Genomic DNA, 22,388 nt, shown 5'->3' with positions numbered 1-22,388 from the left:
TTACTCTTTATCACGCAAAGACCCAGAACCGGTACAGGATGAAGGTCACCATCGGGGTGACGAAGACGTTGGTGACCAGCGGCCACCATGTCGCACCGTGCATCGGTCCGGTCAGGAACCACACGAAGAAGGTGTTCAACGAGAAGCTGACCAGCGTCACCACCAGGAATCGTCCGCCGGTGCGCGAGACGTTGTCACGCTCGCCCACGTCGCGGAAGCTCCAGCGGCTATGGATCACATAGCCCGCCACCATCGACACCAGATAGCCGAGCACATTGGCGATCAGCGGCCAGAGGGTGCGATGATCGAGCGGCCAGCGCGCCTGCGCATAGGTCGCGATCGGCCAATAGACCGCGGCATAGATCGCGGTCGCCGCGCCGCCCGTCAGCCCGAAGCGGACCAGCTGCCAGAACAGCGCGCGCACGTGTTCGATCCTGGCGTGTGTCTGCAACGTTGCCACAACCCTGCCCCTTCGCCGCCCGACTAGGCCCATGCGCCGGTGGTGGCAATGGCCGGCGTGCGCGCGCGCACCGGACGCCCCGTTGCCGTTTCGCCGCCCGCGTCCTAAGCACCGCCGCATCGACGGGCCGCCCCTTACGGCGCGGCGTGAAGGGATTGTGTTGACCAACCATTTGTTGCCGCCCGCTACGCAGGACCGGGTCGCGCGGACGCTCGACCGCCACTGGCTCCGGCTCACGTTGCTGGCATGGGCGGGGATCGCGATCTGGTATGTCTGGCAACGCTGGGCGGCGATCCACTGGCTGTCGCTGGGCGATACCGACGACAACATGCGCTTGATGCAGGTCCGCGCGCTGCTGAACGGTCAGGGCTGGTTCGACCTGCGCAACCATCGCCTCAATCCGCCGGGCGGGTTCGACATCCATTGGTCGCGGCTGGTCGATCTGCCGATCGCCGGGCTGATCGTGCTGCTGCGCCCGTTCGTTGGCGTGGCGGAGGCCGAGCGGCTGGCGTGCGGGATCGCGCCGCTGCTGCCGATGGCGGTGGTGCTGGTGGCGCTGGGCGCGACGCTGCGCCGGCTGGTGCATCCGCTGGCGTGGCCGCTGGGGATCGCGCTGTTCCTCGCCACCAACGTCGCGCTCGGGATGTTCATGCCCGACCGGATCGACCATCACGGCTGGCAGCTGGCGATGCTGGCGGTGACGGTCGCCGGGCTCTGCGATCCGCGTCGCGCGCGTGGTGGTGCACTGGTTGGCACCGCGACCGCGATTTCGCTCACGATCGGGCTTGAAATGCTGCCCTATGCCGCGATGGCGGGGGGTATTCTCGGGCTCGCCTGGGTATGGGAGCGCGCAGAACGTGAACGGCTGGCGCTCTATGCGCTGTCGCTCGCGGGCGGCGTCGCGACCGGTTTCGCGGCCTTCACCTCCTACGCCAACCGCGTCTATCGCTGCGACGCGCTGACCCCGGTCTATGCCTCGACGGTGGTGCTGGCCGGCGGGCTGCTGCTGGCGCTCGCCGTCATTTCGCCGCGCAAGCCGTTGATCCGGTTACTGCTTGCCGTCGCGGCGGGGGCGTTGGTCGCGGCATTCTTCGCGCTCGCCTTCCCGCAATGCCTGGGTCGCCCCGAGCAGGTTTCGAACGAACTCTACACGAGCTGGCTGTCGCAGGTCCGCGAGGCGAAGCCGATCTACCGCCATCCCCTGCGCGTCGCCCTGCCGATCGTCACCCTCCCCCTCATCGGATTAATCGGCGCGTTATCCGCGACTTGGCGGGCACGGCGGCAGCCGACGCTGCGCGGATGGGCGTGCGTGGCGCTGTTCGGGGCGTTCGCGGCGCTGATGCTGCTGTGGCAGGCACGCGCCGGACCCGCGGCGCAACTTCTTGCAATTCCTGGCGCTTCGGCGCTGGCGTGGATGGCGGTGCCGTGGCTGATCGCCCCGCGCTTCTGGTGGGCGAAGGCAGCGGCCGCCGTGGCGCTCTTCGTGATCGTCTCGGGCAGCTTCACCCAGATCATCATCGACCGCTTCAAGGTCGACCGCCCCAGCGCCTATGTTCGCCGCGTCAACAAGGCGACCGGGCGATGCCTGACAATCCCGGCAATGCAGCCACTTAACCGCTACCCGGCGCAGACCGTCTTCACCTTCGTCGACCTCGGCCCGCGGCTCATCACCCTGACGCATCACAACGCGATCGCGGGGCCGTACCATCGCAACGGCGACGCGATCCTCGACGTCCACCACGCCTTCATGGGCACGCCGGAGGTGGCCCGCGCGATCATGAAGCGCCACGGCGCGACGATGCTGCTGGTGTGCCCGGACATGGCCGAATCGACCAACTACCGCGCCAAGGCGCGCGGCGGCTTCTACGACCGGCTGGCGAAGGGCGAGCATTTCGACTGGCTGGTGCCGCTGCCGATCAGGAGGGGATCGCCTTTCCGGGCCTTCCGGGTGCAATAACCGTTCGCAATTACGACGTTAACGCAACTGCTCCATCACCCCGTCGATCACGAACTGCACCGCCAGCGCGGCGAGCAGGACGCCGAGCAGGCGGGTGATGACCGCCTCGATCTTCGCGCCCAGCACCCGCATCAGCGGCCCCGCGGCAAGCAGCGCGATCAGCATCAGCAGCAGGTTCGCGGCCAGCGCCGCCATCACCACCGCGGTCTGTTCGATCCCGTGGCTGCGCGCGGTGAGCAGCATCACCGACGCGATCGACCCCGGCCCGGCGATCATCGGCATCGCCATCGGGAAGATCGAGACGTCGTCGGCCTCTTCCTCGGTGATCTTGGCGGCGCGATCCTCGCGGCGCTGGGTGCGCTTCTCGAACACCATTTCCAGCGCGATCAGGAACAGCATCACCCCGCCCGCGATGCGGAACGACGCCAGCTCGATGCCGAGCGCGTGAAGCAGCGGCTCGCCGGCCAGCGCGAAGACGAGCAGGATGCCCGCCGCGACCATTACCGCACGGATCGCCATCGCCCGGCGGTGCGCTGCGGTCGCGCCGGCGGTGAGCCCGGCGAAGATCGGCGCGCAGCCGGGCGGATCGATGATGACGAACAAAGTGATGAACGACGAGACGAACAGCTCGACCATCAGAGCGCCGGATCGACCGCGATGCCGGCGCGACGCCCCGCCGCGACCAGCGTGTTGCGTATCAGCACCGCGATCGTCATCGGCCCGACGCCACCCGGCACCGGGGTGATCGCGCCCGCGACGTCGGCGGCACGCGGATCGACGTCACCGACCAGACCGTCGTCGGTGCGGTTGATGCCGACGTCGATCACGGTCGCGCCGGGCTTGATCCACTCCGGCTGAACGAATGCAGGGATGCCGACTGCGGCGACGACGATATCGGCGGCGCGGACATGCCCCATCACGTCGCGCGTGCGGCTGTGGACGGTGGTGACGGTGCAGCTCTGCTGGAGCAGCAGCGCCGCCATCGGCTTGCCGACGATGTTCGAGCGGCCGATCACCACCGCCTCCAGCCCGGCAAGATGCGGGTGGATGTCCTGGAGCAGCATCAGGCAGCCGAGCGGGGTGCACGGCACCAGCCCGTGGAGCCCGGTGGCGAGTCGTCCGGCGTTGACCGGGTGGAAGCCATCGACATCCTTGTCGGGGTCGATGCGGGTGATGACCGCGCGCTCGTCGATATGGCGGGGCAGCGGCAACTGGACGAGGATGCCGTCGACCGTCTCGTCGGCATTGAGGCGATCGACCAAGGCGACCAACTCCGCCTCGGTCACGTCGGCGGACAGGCGATGCTCGAAGCTCTCCATGCCGGCGGCAACGGTCGCCTTGCCCTTCGAGCGGACATAGACCGACGAGGCCGGGTCTTCGCCGACCAGCACCACCGCGAGGCCGGGCTTGCGCCCCGCCTGTTCGGCAAAGGCGGCGGCCGCGGTGGCGACACGGCCGCGCAGCTTGGCGGCAAAGGCTTTTCCGTCGATGAGGCGCGCAGTCATGGCGCGACCGCATAGAGCGAAGCGGCGGCGCGCGCCAGCACCTGCGGATCGCCCGCGATCGTCAACCGCTTCAGGCGCGCCGTCTGCCCCGAAACCAGCGTCACATCGCGCTTGGGCACGCGGAAATGCTTGGCGAGCAGCACGATCAACGCCGCATTGGCCGCGCCGTCGACAGGCGCGGCGGACAGGCGCGCGACGAAATGCTCCGCGGTGCCGGCGAGCAGCGCATCCCGCCCGCCGCGTGGCGTGACGCGGACCGCGATCGCGATCCCGTCCGGAATTTCGCGCCAGGCGCTCAGATCGCCACGATGCTCGCTTCGACGCTCCGCGCGATGTTGCTGAGGATGATGTTCAGGATGACGATCAGCAGCAACACCACCATTGGCGCGAAGTCGATTCCGCGGGTGTCGGGGAGGATCCGGCGGATCGGCCGGTACAACGGCTCGCTCAGCCGCTCCAGCCCCTCATACAGCGCCCGAATGAAGTTGTTCGAGGTGTTGACGACATTGAACGAGATCAGCAGCGACAGGATGATCTGGATGATGATGATCCAGCGCACGAACTGCAGAATGACCTGCAGGATCTGGATAATGGTGATCGTCAGCACGCCGGGCGTCTCCAATAGGTGTAGCGGTCATATACTGCACCGGTCGGTGCGGCAAAAGAGCACCGCTATCTGCGGATCAGGGTGCCTGCACCGCGCTTGGTAAAGATTTCGAGCAGCATCGCATGGGGTACCCGCCCGTCGAGCACGACCGCGGCATCCACGCCGGATTCGACCGCGGCGACACACGTTTCCAGCTTGGGAATCATCCCGCCCGAGATCGTGCCGTCGGCGCGTAGTTCGGCGACCGATGCGGGGTTGAGGTCGGTGACCAATTGCCCCTGCTTGTCCAGCACGCCCGCCACGTCGGTCAGCAGGAAGAAGCGCGATGCGCCGAGCGCCGCCGCGATCGCCCCCGCCATCGTATCGGCGTTGATGTTGTAGGTGTGCCCGTCGGAACCGATCCCGATCGGGGCGATCACGGGAATGATCCCGTCGCGGCTGAGCGAATCGATGATCCGGCGATCGACCGCGACCGGCTCGCCGACGAAGCCGAGGTCGACCTTGCGCTCGATGCCCTGCAACGGATCGGGGTCGCTGCGACCGACCTTCTCAGCCTGAACCAGCCCGGCGTCCTTGCCCGAGATGCCCACCGCGCGCCCGCCGGCGCGGCCGATCCAGCTGACGATTTCCTTGTTGATCGAGCCCGCCAAGACCATCTCGGCGATCTGTGCCGTCTCGGCATCGGTGACGCGCAAGCCATCGACGAAGCGCGATTCCACGCCCAGCCGCTTGAGCATCCGCCCGATCTGCGGCCCGCCGCCGTGCACGACGACCGGGTTGATCCCGACCGCCTTGAGCAGCACCACATCCTCGGCGAAATCGGCCTGCGCCTCGGGATCGCCCATCGCATGCCCGCCGTATTTCACGACGAAGGTCTTGCCGGCATAGCGCTGCAGGTACGGCAGCGCCTCGACCAGCGTTTCGGCCTTCAAGGCGGGCGACAGGTTCGGATCGGTCATGTGCGGCGCCATAGCGGCGGAGACGGTCAGGCGTCCAGACGGCGACCAATCGCGACCAGCGCGTAGATCAGCGGCGGCACCAGTGCCACCGACAGCACGACCTTGGCCAGCATCTGTCCCGCCATCAGCCAGCCGACCGCCGACAATCCGAAGGCGATCGAGATGAACAGGATCGAGTCGACGATCTGGCTGAGCGCGCTGGCGGTCGCGGCGCGGAACCAGAGGAACTTGCTGCCTTCCCGCCCCTTCAGCCACGAGAAGATCGTGACGTTGAGCGTCTGCGACACGCCGTAAGCGACGATCCCGCCCGCCCAGATCCACGGCGTCGCCCCCATCATTTGGTCGAACGCCGCCAGATGCCCGGCGTCCATCTCTGGCGCGGCGGGGAGGACGAGCACGACCAGGGTCAGCAGCATCGAGACGAGCAGCGGCACGAACCCCATCAGCACCAGCCGCCCCGCGATCTTCTGCCCATGCAGCTCCGCGACCGCACTGGAGGTGACGACCAGCAGCAGGAAGGCGAAGATGCCTGCCTCCACCGCGAGCGGCGGCAGCCCGACCAGCGGCCCGAGCCGCGAGATCGGGCCGAGCGATACCTGCTTGTTGCCGAGCACCCCGGCGATGCACACCATGCCGCCGTAGAAGATCGAGAAGGCGAACAGCGAGGGCGGGATCGCGCGAGGGGCGATCGGGCGATGGTCGGGGGCTTCCATCGCGGCGGTGTACGGGGCGGCGGCGGGGCGGGCAATGACCGATTGGCAGACTGTTATGCCCTCCCCCACCCCGTTCGTGCTGAGGAGGCATCGAGCGAAGTCGAGAGGCCGTCTCGAAGCACTGCGGTGGCATAGGCCCTTCGAGATGAGGCTTCGACAAGCTCAGCCTCTCCTCAGGGCGAACGGATGGGGCGGATAGCGCATGGACATGATCTTGGCTGGCGATCCGCCGACGGGCATGTCATGGCGCGGAACTTCGGCAGCGAAGAAGAAAAATGCAACGGACTCTCATCGGCCTGGCGGGGATCGCCGTCATCCTGCTGCTCGCGGTGCTGCTGTCGGCCGACCGGCGCGCGATCCGGCTGCGGATCGTCGCCAGCGCCTTCGCGCTGCAGGCGACGATCGCGACGATCGTGCTCTACTGGACGCCGGGGCGCGCCGCGCTGGCCGGCGCATCGGCGGGGGTCGCGGCGCTGCTCGGCTATTCGCAGAAGGGCACCGAATTCCTGTTCGGCAATCTCGCCAGTCCGGCGATCGGCGGACAGAGCTTCGCGATCGCGGCCTTGCCGGTCATCATCTTCTTCGCCAGCCTCGTCTCGATCCTCTACTATCTCGGCGTCATGCAATTCGTGGTCCGCTGGATCGGCGGCGCGATCGAGAAGGTGATCGGGACCAGCAAGGTCGAAAGCCTGTGCGCGGCCGCCAACATCTTCGTCGGACAGAGCGAATCGCCCTTGGTGATCCGCCCGTATCTCGCCGGATTGACCCCCGCGCAGGTGTTCACGGTGATGACCAGCGGGATGGCCGGCGTCGCGGGGACGATCCTCGCCGCTTATGCCTCGATGGGGATCAGCATCGACTATCTGCTCGCCGCCAGTTTCATGGCGGCACCAGGCGGGATCCTGATGGCCAAGATCATCATGCCCGATCGCGTCGTGCCACCCGAAGGCGAGCTGCCGCTCGGCGACCTGCCCCCCCATCACCTTGGCTCGCAGCGCCAGATCGAACTGGCCGAGGCGCGGATCAGCGGACGCGGCCCCGCCGCACTGCTGCCCGAGGGCACGCCGGGCGAACCCTTGCCCGATGCGACGCATGACGAGGAGAAGCCTGCCAATCTCATCATGGCTGCCGCGCAGGGCGCGCAGACCGGCGTCAAGCTGGCGGTCGCGGTCGGCGCGATGGTGCTGGCGTTCGTCGCGCTGGTCGCACTCGCCAACGGGCTGCTCGGCGCGGCGGGCGGGTTGATCGGGATGCCGGGGCTGAGCTTCCAGGGGCTGCTCGGCTATGTCTTCCAGCCGGTCATGTACCTGCTGGGCGTGCCGTGGAGCGAGGCAGGGATCGCGGGCGGATTGTTCGGCGAGAAGATCGTGCTCAACGAGTTCGTTGCGTACATCGACCTCGGCAAGCAGGCGGCGGCGCTGTCGCCGCGGACGATCGCGGTGGTGACGTTCGCGCTGTGCGGCTTCGCCAATTTCAGCTCGATCGCGATCCAGATGGCGGTGACCGGCAGCCTTGCTCCCAACCAGCGCCCGACGATCGCGCGGCTGGGGCTGCGCGCGCTGGCGGCGGGCAGCCTCGCCAATCTGATGAGCGCGGCGCTGGCGGGGCTGCTGATCGGCTGATCCGGTCGAAGTTGTCGAAGTTTGCGCATCACGGCATCGCTGCGCGTGCGTGCCGCGAGAGATCGGCGGGCGCCTCGCTTATGCTGGCAGATGTTGGACGGTGTAGGACAGAGGCGTGACATAGACTGTGATGACGGATCGACTTGACGTCATCACGCTCCAGAGCGGCGGGCGTCGCCTTTGCCCTACCCCGCTGAGTCGGCTGCGACCGGATAACCCGAGGAAGAAGCGGGGTCTTGGATCAGGTCCGGGACGACAACCATTCCGGCGGCGGGATACAGCGAAAAGGCCGCCGGATCGCTCCGACGGCCTTCCCGCACGCAAAAGGTAGGACCGGATCAGACCAGCTGGGTCTTGCCGGTGCTGCGACGGCGGCGGGCCGCTGCGCCGATCATGCCGAAGCCCAGGATCATCGTCATCCAGGTGGTCGGCTCGGGCACCGCGCTGGTCACCACGATCGAGTTCAGCTTGAACGCGTCGTTGCGGTCGTCCGGGCCGAAATACGATCCGCCGATCACCCAGACGTTGCCGCCCTTGCTGGGCGACAGATTGTACGTCTGCTTCGCCGCGCCGTTGTAATCCTTGCTGTTGCTGTTGAACCAGGCGTCGCCCGACTGCTTGGACGTGTCGACGTTCAGGCTGTCGGCGAGCGTCTTCAGGTTGGCGGCGGTCATCGCCGTGTCGAAGCCCAGCGTGCCGCGCGCGATGAACGCGTCGTTGTCGGAATAGTTGTTGCCGCTCAGCTGATAGGGGTTGAGCACCGCCGACTGGAGCGAAACCGCCTGATCGAACTGAAGGACCAGGAATTCCCAGCCGTTCTTGTTGTCGATCGTGTGCAGGTTGCCGCCCGCGCTCTCGCCCGTCTGGTAGATGCCCAGACCGTTCGAGCCCCACGAGCCGATCTTCGCAGCCTGATACGTGTAATTCGTCAGCAGCGTCCACGCGGTCGCGCGCACGTTCAGCGTCGACTTGCCGTCCGCCGAGGTCACGGCGTAGTTGACGGTGTCATAGGCATAACGGCTGTCGTTGCTGACGATGGTCTTGCCGTTCGACGTGCCCGTCTGGGTGTTGATGACGAAATCGGCGGCCTGTGCCGGCATGGCGGCGAAGAGCGCACCGGTAGCGATCGCGAGTTGCGCGAAACGAGTCATTTTCCTGATTTCCCCTTTACTTGTCGGGAGCAGCTTTTCCTTATCCAGATCAGCGCCGCAATCGGCTTGCGTGACCAGCCCGTCCCTGATCGGAACAGTTTCAGACACTTACCATCGGGAGTGGAATCGCGCCGTCCGGTCGCCTAAATGCGCGGCATGACCGAGATCACCGTCGCTGCGCTCCAGCTCGCCTTTTCCGCCGACATCGATGCGAATATCGCCAAGGTGTCAGACGCCGTGCGCGAGGCCCATGCGCGCGGCGCGCAGGTGATCCTGCCGCCCGAATTGTTCGAGGGCGAATATTTCTGCCGGGTCGAGGACGAGTCGCTCTTCGCGAACGCCGCGCCGGTCGGCGAGCACAAGGCGGTGCTGGCGATGCAGGCGCTGGCCGAGGCGCTGAAGGTCTATATCCCGACCAGCTTCTTCGAGCTGGACGGCCCGCACCATTACAATTCGCTCGCGATGATCGGGCCCGACGGCGAGGTGCAGGGCGTCTATCGCAAGAGCCACATTCCGGATGGCCCGGGCTATGAGGAGAAATTCTACTTCCGCCCCGGCAACACCGGGTTCAAGGTGTGGAACGGGCCGCGCGCCCAAGGACATCAAACCAAACTGGGCGTCGGCGTGTGCTGGGACCAATGGTATCCGGAAACCGCCCGCGCGATGATGCTGATGGGCGCGGAAGTGCTGTTCTACCCGACCGCGATCGGCAGCGAGCCGCATGACACGTCGCTCGACACCGCACGGCTGTGGCGGCGGGCGATGGTCGGCCATGCGGTGTCGAACGTGGTGCCGGTGATCGCCGCCAACCGCGTCGGCACCGAACATGGCCAGACCTTCTATGGCACCAGCTTCATCACCGACGAGCGCGGCGACATTCTTGCCGAGCTGGACCGCGAGGAAGAGGGCGTGATCGTCGCGACGCTGGACCTCGACCGCGTGCGGCGACACCGCGCGGCGTTCGGCTTCTTCCGCGACCGCCGGCCCGAACTGTACGGGCGGCTGGTGCAGGATATCTGACCGGAAACGGCGGCGTCAGAACTCACGTGAGACACCGAAAACGCCGTTCGCCCTGAGCTTGTCGAAGGGCGTATCCCCGGGGCACGTGCTTCGATAGGCTCAGCACGAACGGAGGTTTTCAGGGCCGCAATTCCAGCGCCTTGGCGAAGACGTCTTCGAACATTTCCGGGGTCAGCCGTCCGGTGTTCTGATTGTAGCGCGAGCAATGATAGCTATCGATCAGCACCCGCCCATCGGGCACGCGGTGCACCGCGCCATGCTCGAAGCGCGCCTTGGGCAGCTTGCCGCCGAGCACCTTGACCACCGACTGGTGCGCGACCTGTCCCAGCGCGATATAGACGCGCGCGGACGGTAGCGCTTCCGCCTGACCGGTCAGGAACGGGCGGCAGGTGCGGACTTCCTCGGGGGTCGGCGCGTTGCCGGGCGGCAGGCATTTGACCGCATTGAGGATGATCGCACCGTCGAGCGTCATGTCGTCCTCGCGGCTGCCGGTGAAGGTGCCGTGCGCCAATCCGAACTTCGCAAGCGTGCCGTACAGGAGCGCTCCGGCGCCGTCGCCGATGAAGGCACGTCCGGTGCGATTCGCGCCCTTCATCCCCGGCGCCAGCCCGACGATCGCCAGCCACGCCTGCGCATCGCCGAAGGCGGGCACCGGCGCGTTCCACCATTCGGGATGCTGCGCGCGCATGTCGTGGCGAAGGTCGACGAGGCGGGGACAGCACGGGCAGTCGAGCGGCGGTTCGGTCGCGGGAAGCGAAGAAGGTGCGAAGGTCATCGCGGTGCGATAGGCGCTTGCGGATGCCTGCATCAATCTTTCTCCTTGCGCTGGGCTCCAATCGTCGCGGCCGGCATGGCGGCCCGCGCGACGAGGTGGCGGCGGCGTTGCGGATGCTCGGCGGACGCGCGGCGCCGATCGTCGCGAGTGCGCCGCTCGGCCCCTCGACGCGCACCTTCGCCAACAGCGCGGTGCTGATCGAAAGTGACGAGACACCGCCCGCGCTGCTCGCGCGGCTGAAGGCGATCGAGCGCGGGTTCGGGCGGCGGCGTGGCCGGCGCTGGGGCGCGCGGGTGATCGATCTCGACATCATCCTGTGGTCGGGCGGCGCATGGCGGACCCCGGGGCTGACGATCCCGCATCCCGCCTTCCGCGTGCGCGCCTTCGTGCTGGGACCGGCGGCGGCGATCGCGCCGGACTGGCGTGCACCGGGCAGCGCGTTGACGCTGCGACACCTCCATGCCCGGTTGACCCGCGCGCGCGCCGCCCCTAACCGGCTTCGATCTGCGTGAGGGTCCGTAGCTCAGTCGGTAGAGCAAGCGACTTTTAATCGAGAGGTCCCGGGTTCGAGCCCCGGCGGACCCACCACGCGGGGCTTATCAATAGCCTTTGTCCTCTCTTACTTTCGTCATTCCCGCGCAGGCGGGAATCCAGAGACGCTGCCGGTTGCGCTTCTATCGACGGACCTGCGCGTCTGGATTGCGGCCTGCGCGGGGAAGACGGAAGGCGATGGGGTTCGCCGCGGCGAAGCCGCGTCGTCGGTCGGGGCTTTGCCCCGCCGGCCGGTCTTGGGCGAGGTCGGCCCGGTACGGGCCGTCCCGCCCTGCGACTTAGAACTCCGACCATTCCTCGTCTGCCACCGCCAGCGCGGTGCCGCGGGTGCCCGTCACGGGGCGGCGCGCGGTGCGGGCGAGGTCGCGACCGGCCTGCGCGGCGCGCGCCTGAAGGTCGTGGACCGGCGACGCCGGGGCGGCAGCGGCCACGACGAGCGGACGCTGCGCGCTCGCAGTGCGGAAGCGCGAAACTTCGCGGGTCAGGCGATCGGCTTCCTCGGCGAGGCTGCGCGCGGCGGCGGTGGCTTCCTCGACCATTGCGGCATTCTGTTGCGTGACGCCATCCATCTCCGACACCGCGGTGTTGACCTGTTGCAAGCCGGTCGCCTGCTGCTCGGCGGATTGCGCGATCGTCGAGACGAGCGTGCTGATCTCGCCGATGCGCGCGATGATCCGCTGCAGCGCCTTGCCGGTCTCGCTGACCAGCGTCACCCCCGATTCGACCTGCTCGGACGAGGCGAGGATCTTGGTCTTGACGTCCTTGGCGGCGTCGGCCGACCGCTGCGCCAGCGCGCGAACTTCGCTGGCGACGACCGCAAAGCCCTTGCCCGCGTCGCCCGCGCGTGCCGCCTCGACCCCGGCGTTGAGCGCGAGCAGATTGGTCTGGAACGCAATGCCGTCGATGACACTGATGATCTCGCTGATTTCCGACGAGGCGCGCTCGATCCCGCCCATCGCGTCGACCGCGCGGCGCACCACGTCGCCCGAGCTTTCCGCCTCGGCGCGCGCGTCGCCGACCGCGTCGTTGGCGCGGCGTGCGCCGGCCGCGGTCTCGCGCACAGTGGTGGTGATCTCGTCCATCGCCGCGGCGGTTTCCTCCAGCGAGGCGGCCTGCTGCTCGGTGCGCTGCGACAGATCGTCCGACGCCTGACGGATGTCCGACGCGCCGCTGTTGATGCCGTTGGCGGCGATCGTCACCGCGCTGATCGCCTCCGATACCGCCGCCATCGCGCGGTTGAAGTTGTGACGCAGGCCCTCATAATCGGCGCTGAACGGCTCCTCGATGGTGTACGTCAGGTCGTTCTCGGCGAGCCGGCCGAGCCCGGCGCCGAGCGCCTCGACCACCGTCTGCTGCGCCGCGGAGGAAATGGCGAGCGCCTTGCCGTTGCCGCGGAACACCTCCATCGCCTTGGTCATGCGACCGACGCAATCACGCGAATCGATGTAGCGGATCGGGCTGTCGTAATCGCCGCGGGCCAGTGCTTCCATCCGCACCACCGTGTTGACGTACGGATCGCAGACCAGCGTCCGCGACACGATCGCGACGATCGCGACCACGCCGACCGCGGCGCTGGACACCGCCAGCGCCGGCATCGCGCCGAGCGCACCGAACGCCACCGCCGCGGTGGCCGCCAGCGACACGAGCGCGAGACCGACGTAAATGAATGCGAGCGCCAGGAACTTCGTCCGCACCGGCGCGACATCACGAAACCAGGTAATCATCGGCAACCTCTCCGCAGCCCATGACGCATTGCTGAGCACGGCGGCCGCTATAAACGGCGTAACTAAACATTGGATAAATGATGCAGATCACATTCACCTTGCGCGAGTGGGGTGCAACCTACGGATGTTTGCGCGGTTCAGTCGCCGAAATTCCGGGAGTTCCTTGATGTTACGGTCGATCCTGATGGGCGCGGTGGCGGGTGCCCGCGCGATGACCCCGCTCGCCGCGCTGGCGGCGACGCGTGGTGGCGGACGGGCGCCGGTGTTTTCCGCGGGCTCGATGATGCTGGCGGCGGGCGAGATGGCGGGCGACAAGCTCCGCAACGCTCCCGACCGGATCGACAGCGCCGGGATGGCCGGACGGCTGCTGAGCGGTGCGATCGCCGGGGCGGCGTGTGCGCGGCGCGACGATCGCGTGGCGGGAGCGTTGCTGGGTGCGGCATCGGCGGTGGTGGCGTCGCATCTCACGTTCCGGCTCCGGCAGGCGGCGACGCGGCGCTGGGGTGCGACCGCGAGCGGCGCGATCGAAGACGGCATCGCGATCGTCAGCGCAGTGGCGCTGGCGCGCGGCTGATCCGGGCCGGACGATTTTCTTGCCGGCGGCTGCGACGATCCGCGCCGTCGGGAGTTTTGCGGTCAGGGATCATCAGGGGAAAGCGCATGGCCGACGATCGTCACGCCCGCATTAGCGAACACGCCTATCGGCTTTGGCAGCAGGAAGGCGAGCCGCACGGCCGCGACCAGGCGCATTGGGATGAGGCGGAGCGCGCGTTCGCAGGCGAGGGTCCGGTCGCCGACGAACCCGATCCGCAAGCCGGTGATCCGCAGAGCGCAACGGTCGCGGACGAGCCGAGCACCGGCGCTGCGCCGTTCAGCGCACCCGAGCAGCCGGTGAGCGAGGCGGACGCACCTGCCGCTTCCCCCGCCGCCAAGCCGGCGGCGGCGAAAAAACCGGCGACGCGGCGCAAGCGCACCACCTGACGCACGGCGCGGCGCGCCTCGACGCGCCGCCCGGACAGACAGCCCCTAATCTCCTCCTGACGGGAGCACATCGTTGCACGACTTGCCGGACCGGCTTTTGCCGGGATCGCCCTATCCGCTTGGCGCCACGTTCGATGGCGAAGGGGTCAATTTCGCGGTCTTCTCCGCCAACGCCGACGCGATCGAGCTGTGCCTGTTCGACAGCGCGGGCAAGCGCGAGCTGAAACGGCTGCCGCTGACCGAATGCACCGACGAGGTGTGGCACGGCTATCTGCCCGATGTCGGGCCGGGGCTCGTTTACGGCCTGCGCGCGCACGGCCGCTATGCGCCCGAGGAGGGGCATCGCTTCAACCCCAACAAACTGCTGCTCGACCCCTATGCGCGCCGCATCCAGGGGCAGATCAAATGGACCGATGCGCTGCACGGCTATCGCATCGGGCACCGCAAGGACGACCTGTCGTTCGACAAGCGCGACAGCGCGCCGGCGATGCCCAAGGCTGTGGTGGTCGACGATCACTGGGACTGGTCGCGCGACCGGCGGCCGAATACGCCGTGGTCGGAAACGGTGATCTACGAGGCGCACGTCAAGGGGCTGACCAAGCTGATGGAGCTGGTCCCGGCGCGCGAACGCGGCACCTATGCCGCGCTGGGGCATCCGGCGGTCATCAAGCATCTGCAACGCACCGGCGTGACCGCGATCGAGCTGCTGCCGATCCACACCTTCACGCAGGACCGCTTCCTGCAAGAAAAGGGTCTGCGCAATTACTGGGGCTATAACACGCTCGGCTTCTTCGCCCCCGAACAGAGCTATATGGCGACCGAGCATCAGGACGAGCTGCGCCGCGCGGTCCACCGGCTGCACAAGGCCGGGATCGAGGTGATCCTCGACGTGGTCTACAACCACACCTGCGAGGGCAGCGAGAAAGGCCCGACGCTGTCGTGGCGCGGGCTCGACAACGCCAGCTATTACCGGCTGGTCAAGGACAATCCGCGCTACACGATCAACGACACCGGCACCGGCAACACGCTCAACATGAGCAAGGCGCGCGTGATCCAGATGGTCGCGGACTCCTTGCGCTACTGGGCGACCAGCTTCGGCATCGACGGCTTCCGCTTCGACCTCGGGCTGACGCTCGGCCGCGAGGAGCATGGCTTCGATCCGGGGTCGGCGTTCTTCGACGTGCTGCGGCAGGACCCGGTGCTCGGGCGGCTCAAGCTCATTACCGAGCCGTGGGACGTCGGGCCGGGTGGCTATCAGCTCGGCAACTTCCCGCCGGGCTTCGCGGAGTGGAACGACAAATATCGCGACACGGTGCGCGAATATTGGCGCGGCGAGCCGGGCAAGCGTCCCGATCTCGCGGCGCGGCTCGCCGGGTCGGGCGACCTTTTCGACCGGCGCGCGCGGCGACCGTGGGCGAGCGTCAACCTGCTGGCGGCACATGACGGCTTCACGCTTGCCGACACGGTGATGTACGAGGAACGCCACAACGAGGCGAACGGCGAGGACAATCGCGACGGCCATTCGCACAACGCCTCGTGCAACTGGGGCGTCGAGGGGCCGACCGACGACGCGGCGGTGAACGATGCACGCGGGCGCGTCATGCGCTCGATGCTGACGACGCTGATGACGTCGCTGGGCACGCCGATGCTGGTCGCGGGCGACGAGTTCGGGCGCACGCAGCAGGGCAACAACAACGCGTATTGCCAGGATAATGAGATCAGCTGGCTCGACTGGAAGGCGGCGGCGTCGGCCGAGGGTCAGGCGCAGATCGACTTTACCGGGCGGCTGGCGGAACTGCGGCGGCGGTTCGTGGTGCTGCGCAGCCCGACCTTCCTCTATGGGCAGGAAACCGCCGCGGGCGGGGTTAACGATATCGAATGGTGGGACGAGCGCGGAGAGCAATTGTCGCCCGAGGACTGGCAAAATCCCGACGGGCGCGCGCTGATGATGCGGCGTGCGGCACTCACCGAGAGCGGCGAGATCGAGGCGGTGTCGTTGCTGCTTAACGCCTCGGGCGATCCTGTGACCTTCACCCTGCCCCCGCCGGAAGCGAAGCGGATCGTGCTGATCGACAGCGCCAAACCGGAGCAGGGCGAGGTGGAGATCGACAACAGCTACGAGGTCGCGCCGCAGGGTGCGGTGCTGGTGACGTGGACGAGCGCGGCGTGACGCGCTGGGGTCCGGAGCCACTCGCGGGCGGCGGCACGCGCTTCCGCTTGTGGGCGCCCGATGCCGCGGGCGTGACGCTGGAGATCGACGGTGCCGACACGGCGCAGATGGAGCGTGCCGCGGACGGTTGGTACGCGCTCGACCGCGTCGAGGGACCGGGGGCGCGCTATCGGTTCCGCGTCGGCGAACAGGCGGTGCCCGATCCGGCGTCCCGCCTCCAGTCAGGCGGGGTGCATGGGTGGAGCGTGGTCCCGGAAACCCGCTACGACTGGCAACACCCCGACTGGCAGGGCCGCGCGTGGCACGAGATGGTGATCCTCGAATGCCATGCCGGGACGCTGGGCGGGTTTGCGGGGGTGATCGAGCGGCTGCCGACGATCGCCGCGGGCGGAATCACCGCGATCGAACTGATGCCGGTCGGCGCGTTCGGCGGCACGCGCGGCTGGGGCTATGACGGCGTGCTGCCCTATGCGGTGCAGGAGGATTACGGGTCGCCGGCCGAGCTGCGGCGGCTGGTCGACACCGCGCACGGGCTGGGCGTCAGCGTGTTCCTCGACGTGGTCTACAATCATTTCGGGCCGGACGGGAATTACCTCGGCGCCTATGCCGCCGACTTCTTCGATGCCGCTGTGCATACGCCGTGGGGCGGCGCCGTGGCGGTCGAGCGGGAGCCGGTCGCGCGCTTCTTCGTCGACAATGCACTGATGTGGCTGCGCGATTACCGGATCGACGGCGTGCGCTTCGATGCGGTGCACGCGATCGGCAATCCCGCCTTCCTCGACGCGATGGCGGCGGAGATCCGCGCCGCGCTGCCCGACCGGCACGTGCATCTGGTGCTGGAGAACGAGGAGAATGACGCCGCGCGGCTGCGCGACGGCGGGTTTGATGCGCAGTGGAACGACGACTTCCACAGTGTGATGCACGTCCTGCTGACCGGCGAAACCAGCGCCTATTACACCGACTTCGCAGATCGCCCGGCCGAGCGGCTGGCGCGCTGTCTGGCCGAAGGATTCATCTATCAGGGCGAAGGCTCGGCCAACCACGACGGCAAGCCGCGCGGGAGCGCCAGCGCGCATCTCGCGCCGACGCGGTTCGTGGCGTTCCTCCAGAACCACGATCAGGTCGGCAACCGCGCGCTGGGCGAGCGGCTGATCGCGCTGACCGACAAGGCGAAGCTGCGCGCGGCGACCGCGCTGCTGCTGCTGTGCCCGCAGGTGCCGTTGCTGTTCATGGGCGAGGAGGACGGGAGCGCGACGCCGTTCCTGTTCTTCACCGACTTCCATGACGAATTGGCCGACGCGGTGCGCGAGGGGCGGCGCAAGGAATTCGCCAAGTTCGACGCCTTCGCCGATCCGGACGCGCGGGCGCGGATCCCCGATCCCAATGCGGTGACGACGTTCGAGGCCTCGGTGCCGCAGGCGGGGCCGGAGGCGGACGAATGGCGGGCGTTCTATCGGGCGCTGTTGACGCTGCGGCGCGAGCGCATCGTGCCGCATCTGCCCGGCGCGGTGTCGGTTGGGGTGCAGGTGCTCGGGGAGGCGGCGGTCGTGGCGCGCTGGCGGCTTGGCGACGGGACGACTTTGGGGGTCGCGATTGATCTGGGCGACGAGCCGGCGACGCTGCCGGGCGGGGCAGACCCGCTGTTCATCGAGGGTGAGCGGTTCGTGGCGTGGATCGAAGCGTGATCCGCTATCGCCCCTGCACGTTCGTTCGTCATGCCGGACTTGTTCCGGCATCCACAGTGTCCCGAATACCCAAGCCGTTTCTGATGCGGAAGGGTGGACCCCGGAACAAGTCCGGGGTGACGGTAGGCGGGTTGAGACGGACTACGTACCGTCTCTCGACACCACCCCGGCGGACGCCGGGGCCCAGTTGGGGGGCGTCGGCGATCCTTCGTAGGCGTTCCGTAACTGGCCCTCGGCGTCCGCCGGGGCGGTTGCTTGGTGGAGTGGTGCCAGCTCCTCATGCCAGGTTTCCCGCATGACGCTCGCCGAACGCGCCGCCGTCGCGGGATTGTCACGCGACTGGGAGGATGCCGACGGACGCCCGCAGCACGTCGCGGACGAGGTGCTGGAGGCGATCCTCGGCTGCCTCGACACTACCGCGCCCGAGGTGCCGTTCCTCTCCGCCGATGCCGGGCGGGCAATCGACCTCCCGGACGACGTGAGCGGCGATGCCGAACTGCTGCTCGACGACGGCAACCACCTCGCGCTGACGATCGCTGAAGACGGCACGCTGCCGCCGGTCGAGCGCGTCGGCTATCATCGGCTGCACGCCGGCGGGCGCGAGTATACGCTCGCGGTTGCGCCGCGGCGCTGCGCTCTGCCGAAGCGCGGCTGGGGCGTCGCGGTGCAGGTGCCGAGCCTGCGCGCGGACGGCGACAGCGCGTTCGGCGATGCCGGCGCGCTGGTCGAGGCTGCCGCCGCGTTTGCGCGGGTCGGGGCCCAGGCGCTGGCGATCAGCCCGACTCATGCCTTGTTCCCCGCCGATCCGACGCGCTTCAGTCCCTATTCGCCGTCGACGCGGCTGTTCCACAATGTGCTGCTCGCCGACCCGGCGCTGATCGGCGTGCCGCTGCCCCCGGCGCGTGCCACCGCACTGATCGACTGGCCGCAGGCGGCGCGCGAGCGGGTCGCGCAGTTGCGCACCGCCTTCGATCTGGCGAGCGAAGGCGCGTTGTCGGCGGCGCGCGCCTATCGCCGGCAGCGCGGCGCGGCGCTGGAGGCACATGCGCGGTTCGATGCGCTCCACGCGGCGCTGGGCGGGCATGGCTGGCAGGACTGGCCGACCGCCTATCACGATCCGCACGGCGAGGCGGTGATCCGCTTCGCCGCCGAGCATGAGCGCGAGGTGGCTTTCTACGCCTTCCTGCAATGGCTCGCAGATCTCGGGCTGGCGACCGCGCAACGCACCGCGAAGGAGCGGATGGCGACAGGGATCGTCGCCGACCTCGCAGTCGGGATGGACGCCGGGGGCAGCCATGCGTGGAGCGCGCGCGACGAATTGCTGACCGGGCTGACGGTCGGCGCGCCGCCCGATCCGCTCGGACCCGATGGGCAGAATTGGGGGATCACCGCGCTCGACCCGTTCGCGCTGCAACGCACCGGCTTTCGTGCGTTCATCGAGACTTTGCGCGTCGCGCTCGCGCACGCCGGGGGGATCCGCATCGACCATGCCTTGGGGCTGGAGCGGTTGTGGGTGATCCCGGCGGGCGCGGACGCCAGCGAGGGTGCGTATCTGAAGATGCCCGGCACGCATCTGCGCCGGATCGTCGCGATCGAGGCGCAGCGCGCCGAGGCGGTGGTGATCGCCGAGGACCTCGGCACCGTGCCCGCCGGGTTCCGCGACACGCTGGCGGCGCGCTGTATGCTCGGGATGCGCGTGCTGCCGTTCGAGCGCGATGCCGAGGGCGGGTTCGTGCCGCCCGCCGACTGGGACGAGGCGGCGGTGGCGATGACCGGCACGCACGACACCCCGACGCTCGCCGGCTGGTGGAAGGAACGTGACATCGACTGGGCGGAGCAGCTCGGGCGCAGCGGCGTGTATCGCGCGCGCCGCGCCGGCGAACGTAACGCCTTGTGGGAGGCGATGGGCAAGCCCGGCGACCCGCCCGCTGCCCCGCCGGTCGATGCGATGATCGCGCATGTCGCCAGCGCGCCCTGCCCGCTGGCGATTGTGCCGTTCGAGGATCTGCTCGGGCTGGAGGAACAGCCTAATTTGCCCGGCACGATCGACGAACATCCCAACTGGCGGCGGAGGATGGACGCACCCACCCCTGCCCTGCTGGCGCGCCGCGACGTCGCGCGCCGCATCGCCCTGCTCAACGCGGAGAGACACGCATGACGCCCCCGCGCGCCACCTATCGTTTCCAGTTCCACAAGGACTTTACCTTCGCCGATGCCGAGGCGCTGGTGCCGTATCTCGATGATGTCGGCATCAGCCACGTCTATGCCTCGCCGGTCACCACCGCCGCGCCGGGCTCGACGCACGGCTATGACGTGGTCGACCCGACGACGATCAACCCCGAGCTGGGCGGCGAGGCGGCGTTCCGGTCGCTGGTCGCGGCGCTGCGCGCGCGGGACATGGGCATCATCATCGATATCGTTCCCAATCACATGGGGGTCGCGGGCGACAGCAACGCGTGGTGGCAGGACGTGCTGGCGCGCGGGCCGGATAGCGAACACGGCGCAGTGTTCGACATCGACTGGCGCGAGCAGATCGTGCTGCCGGTGCTCGGCGCGCCCTTGTCCGAGGCGCTGGCGAACGGCGACCTGACGCTGGAGCGTGACGGCGCGCGCTGGTGGGTCGTTGCTTATGGCGAGCATCGCTTCCCGGTGCGCGACGTGGATCAGGGCGCGGCCGACACGCTGCCTCTCGAAGAGCTGCTTGCGCGCCAGCATTACCGGCTCACTTATTGGCTGGTCGCGAACGACGAGCTGAACTGGCGGCGGTTCTTTTCGATCAACGAACTGGCCGGCGTGCGGATCGAGGATCCGGCGGTGTTCGAGAAGACGCACGCTTTGTATTTCCGGCTGCACGACGAAGGGCTGATCGACGGGGTGCGCGTCGATCATGTCGACGGGCTGACCGATCCGATCGGCTATTGCCGCGCGTTGCGGGCGCGGCTGGGAGACGAGGCGTGGATCGTGATCGAGAAGATCCTCGCCGCCGATGAACCGCAGCCACTCGGCTGGGGGGTCGACGGGACCAGCGGCTACGACTTCATGGAACAGGTCGCGAGCCTGCTCCACGATCCCGCCGGTGCCGAGCCGCTGGGGGCGCTGTGGGAGGAGATCAGCGGGCGCAGCGCGTCGTTCGAGCCCGAGGAGTTCCAGGCGCGGCAGGATTTGTTGTCGTGGCAGTTCAGCGGGCAGCTCGATGCGTGCGTCGCCGCCTTCCACGCGGTCGCCCCCGACGGCGTGACCGCCGCGATGCTGCGCCGCGCGATCGAGCGGTTGTTGTGGGTGTTCCCTGTCTATCGCACCTATGGCCCGGCTGCGCCCGCCAGCGACGCCGCGATTCGCGCCGAGGCACGCGCGCGGGTCGCCGAGCTGATCCCGCCGGGGGAGGCGCACGTCGTCGATCTGGTGCTGGCGTGGCTGGCGGGCGACGGTCCGGCGGAAGCGGCCGAGGCGGTACGGCGCTTCCAGCAGCTTTCCGCGCCGATCGCGGCCAAGGCGGTCGAGGACACCGGCTTCTATCGCTATGGCCGGTTGCTATCGCGCAACGACGTCGGGTTCGACGCCGAGCGGATGGGGATGGTGCCCGCCGCCTTCCACGCGCTGATGCAGGCGCGCGCGCGCGACGTGCCGCACGCGATGCTGACCACCGCCACCCACGACCACAAACGTGGCGAGGACACGCGCGCGCGGCTCGCGGCGATCAGCGCGCATCCCGAGGCATGGCGTGAGGCGGCGCTGGCGTGGCTGGAGCGCGACGACGGCGAGGTCGATGATGCCGACCGCTATATGCTCTTCCAGACCCTTGTCGGCGCATGGCCCGAGGACGGCGCGACCGCGGACGTTGTGGAACGCGTGACGGCATGGCAGCAGAAGGCGTTGCGCGAGGCGAAGCTGCGCTCCTCATGGGAAGCGCCCGACGAGGACTATGAGGCGGCAGCCGCCGCGCTGGTCGAGGCGCTGCCGGGCGATGCCGAGGCGCTGGCGCTGATCGCGCGCACCGTCGCGATGCTCGACGCGACGGCGCAGGACAATGCGCTGGCGCAGGTGCTGCTCCGCTACACCGTGCCGGGGGTGCCCGATCTGTATCAGGGGACCGAGTTCGCCGACCTGAGCCTCGTCGATCCCGATAACCGCCGGCCGGTGGATTACGACGTGCGGCGCGCGGCGCTGGCGGGCGACGCGCCGACCAAGCTGCGACTGATCGCGGATCTGCTGCGGCTGCGGCGCGACGATCCGGCCCTGTTCGCCGCGGGTGATTATGCGCCGGCGCAGGTCGAGGGGCCGGACGCGGCGCGGGTGCTGGCGTTCGAGCGGCGGCACGACGCGCGCGTCCTGCGCGTCGCGGTCGCGCTCCATGGCCGACGCCCCGGCGCCGACACGCACGTCACCTTCAGTTCGGGTCATCGCACCGATGCCGCGGCGCTGTTCGGCAGCACGGCGATCTGGTACGAGCGCGGATGAGCCGGTATCCGGACGTCGTCCCGACAGGGGACGGCGGCGGTCGGCACGG

Annotated in this window: 20 protein-coding genes and 1 tRNA gene; 11 read left to right on the top strand and 10 right to left on the bottom strand. The window is 68.6% G+C overall.

Translation table 11 applies throughout. The annotated features are described in order from the left end of the window. Window positions 1–10: 10 nt before the first annotated feature. The gene (locus PGN12_08270) at window positions 11–424 is read right to left on the bottom strand and encodes a GtrA family protein (GenBank protein ID MEH3103887.1); all 414 of its coding nucleotides are present in this window, start codon (window positions 422–424) and stop codon (window positions 11–13) included. 196 nt (window positions 425–620) lie between these two features. On the opposite strand from PGN12_08270, the gene PGN12_08265 reads away from it, so the two are divergent. Then, a complete protein-coding gene (locus PGN12_08265; GenBank protein MEH3103886.1) occupies window positions 621–2,417 on the top strand; it encodes an AcrB/AcrD/AcrF family protein in 1,797 nt (598 codons plus the stop codon). Between the two features lie 18 nt (window positions 2,418–2,435). On the opposite strand, the gene PGN12_08260 is transcribed toward PGN12_08265, so the two are convergent. From PGN12_08260 to PGN12_08235, 6 genes are all read right to left on the bottom strand, one after another. Further along, window positions 2,436–3,053, bottom strand: a complete 618-nt coding sequence (locus tag PGN12_08260; GenBank protein MEH3103885.1) for an NAAT family transporter — start codon at window positions 3,051–3,053, stop codon at window positions 2,436–2,438. Beyond that, a complete protein-coding gene (gene folD, locus PGN12_08255; GenBank protein ID MEH3103884.1) occupies window positions 3,053–3,922 on the bottom strand; it encodes a bifunctional methylenetetrahydrofolate dehydrogenase/methenyltetrahydrofolate cyclohydrolase FolD in 870 nt (289 codons plus the stop codon). The genes PGN12_08260 and folD overlap by 1 nt, the downstream gene beginning before the upstream one ends. Continuing rightward, entirely contained in the window at window positions 3,919–4,185 is a 267-nt protein-coding gene (locus PGN12_08250) for a DUF167 domain-containing protein (protein MEH3103883.1), read from the bottom strand. Before PGN12_08250 ends, folD begins: the two co-directional genes overlap by 4 nt. A gap of 32 nt (window positions 4,186–4,217) precedes the next feature. Continuing rightward, window positions 4,218–4,529, bottom strand: a complete 312-nt coding sequence (locus tag PGN12_08245) for a YggT family protein (protein ID MEH3103882.1) — start codon at window positions 4,527–4,529, stop codon at window positions 4,218–4,220. Between the two features lie 65 nt (window positions 4,530–4,594). Continuing rightward, window positions 4,595–5,488 (bottom strand): acetylglutamate kinase, encoded by an 894-nt coding sequence (argB, locus tag PGN12_08240; GenBank protein MEH3103881.1) that lies wholly within the window; start codon window positions 5,486–5,488, stop codon window positions 4,595–4,597. A 26-nt stretch (window positions 5,489–5,514) separates the two neighbouring features. Further along, on the bottom strand, window positions 5,515–6,201 hold the full coding sequence (locus PGN12_08235; GenBank protein MEH3103880.1) for a queuosine precursor transporter: 687 nt from the start codon (window positions 6,199–6,201) through the stop codon (window positions 5,515–5,517). A 275-nt stretch (window positions 6,202–6,476) separates the two neighbouring features. Here PGN12_08235 and PGN12_08230 point away from each other — a divergent pair, with 275 nt between their 5' ends. Then, the gene (locus PGN12_08230) at window positions 6,477–7,823 is read left to right on the top strand and encodes a NupC/NupG family nucleoside CNT transporter (GenBank protein ID MEH3103879.1); all 1,347 of its coding nucleotides are present in this window, start codon (window positions 6,477–6,479) and stop codon (window positions 7,821–7,823) included. Window positions 7,824–8,161: 338 nt separating this feature from the next. Here PGN12_08230 and PGN12_08225 read toward each other — a convergent pair whose 3' ends face one another. Then, window positions 8,162–8,974 (bottom strand): PEPxxWA-CTERM sorting domain-containing protein, encoded by an 813-nt coding sequence (locus PGN12_08225; protein MEH3103878.1) that lies wholly within the window; start codon window positions 8,972–8,974, stop codon window positions 8,162–8,164. Between the two features lie 156 nt (window positions 8,975–9,130). On the opposite strand from PGN12_08225, the gene aguB reads away from it, so the two are divergent. Then, complete coding sequence (gene aguB, locus PGN12_08220) at window positions 9,131–9,994, top strand: N-carbamoylputrescine amidase (protein MEH3103877.1); 864 nt, start codon at window positions 9,131–9,133, stop codon at window positions 9,992–9,994. 118 nt (window positions 9,995–10,112) lie between these two features. Here aguB and PGN12_08215 read toward each other — a convergent pair whose 3' ends face one another. Next, window positions 10,113–10,769: a uracil-DNA glycosylase gene (locus PGN12_08215; protein MEH3103876.1), complete on the bottom strand. Its 657-nt coding sequence runs from the start codon at window positions 10,767–10,769 to the stop codon at window positions 10,113–10,115. A gap of 23 nt (window positions 10,770–10,792) precedes the next feature. Between PGN12_08215 and folK the strand changes: the two genes are divergently transcribed. Continuing rightward, complete coding sequence (gene folK / locus PGN12_08210; GenBank protein ID MEH3103875.1) at window positions 10,793–11,281, top strand: 2-amino-4-hydroxy-6-hydroxymethyldihydropteridine diphosphokinase; 489 nt, start codon at window positions 10,793–10,795, stop codon at window positions 11,279–11,281. Next, window positions 11,282–11,357 (top strand) — tRNA-Lys (locus PGN12_08205). A gap of 242 nt (window positions 11,358–11,599) precedes the next feature. Here PGN12_08205 and PGN12_08200 read toward each other — a convergent pair. Continuing rightward, on the bottom strand, window positions 11,600–13,045 hold the full coding sequence (locus PGN12_08200; protein MEH3103874.1) for a methyl-accepting chemotaxis protein: 1,446 nt from the start codon (window positions 13,043–13,045) through the stop codon (window positions 11,600–11,602). Between the two features lie 166 nt (window positions 13,046–13,211). Here PGN12_08200 and PGN12_08195 point away from each other — a divergent pair, with 166 nt between their 5' ends. From PGN12_08195 to treY, 6 genes are all read left to right on the top strand, one after another. Further along, entirely contained in the window at window positions 13,212–13,619 is a 408-nt protein-coding gene (locus PGN12_08195; protein ID MEH3103873.1) for a DUF4126 domain-containing protein, read from the top strand. Between the two features lie 86 nt (window positions 13,620–13,705). Next, window positions 13,706–14,026 carry a DUF2934 domain-containing protein gene (locus tag PGN12_08190; GenBank protein MEH3103872.1) on the top strand — a complete coding sequence of 107 codons (321 nt, stop codon included), beginning with the start codon at window positions 13,706–13,708 and terminating at the stop codon, window positions 14,024–14,026. Window positions 14,027–14,099: 73 nt separating this feature from the next. Next, entirely contained in the window at window positions 14,100–16,196 is a 2,097-nt protein-coding gene (gene glgX / locus PGN12_08185; protein MEH3103871.1) for a glycogen debranching protein GlgX, read from the top strand. Further along, the gene (gene treZ / locus PGN12_08180; GenBank protein ID MEH3103870.1) at window positions 16,193–17,881 is read left to right on the top strand and encodes a malto-oligosyltrehalose trehalohydrolase; all 1,689 of its coding nucleotides are present in this window, start codon (window positions 16,193–16,195) and stop codon (window positions 17,879–17,881) included. The genes glgX and treZ overlap by 4 nt, the downstream gene beginning before the upstream one ends. A gap of 295 nt (window positions 17,882–18,176) precedes the next feature. Then, window positions 18,177–20,039, top strand: coding sequence for a 4-alpha-glucanotransferase (gene malQ, locus PGN12_08175; GenBank protein ID MEH3103869.1), 1,863 nt, complete (start codon window positions 18,177–18,179; stop codon window positions 20,037–20,039). Next, a complete protein-coding gene (gene treY / locus PGN12_08170; protein MEH3103868.1) occupies window positions 20,036–22,339 on the top strand; it encodes a malto-oligosyltrehalose synthase in 2,304 nt (767 codons plus the stop codon). Before malQ ends, treY begins: the two co-directional genes overlap by 4 nt. Window positions 22,340–22,388: the final 49 nt, after the last annotated feature.

The sequence above is a fragment of the Sphingomonas phyllosphaerae genome (assembly GCA_036946405.1).
In the GTDB taxonomy this organism is placed as follows: Bacteria; Pseudomonadota; Alphaproteobacteria; order Sphingomonadales; family Sphingomonadaceae; genus Sphingomonas; species Sphingomonas phyllosphaerae_D.
The sequence above is the reverse complement of the archived record's forward strand: the minus strand, read 5'-3'. Positions and strand labels throughout refer to the sequence as shown.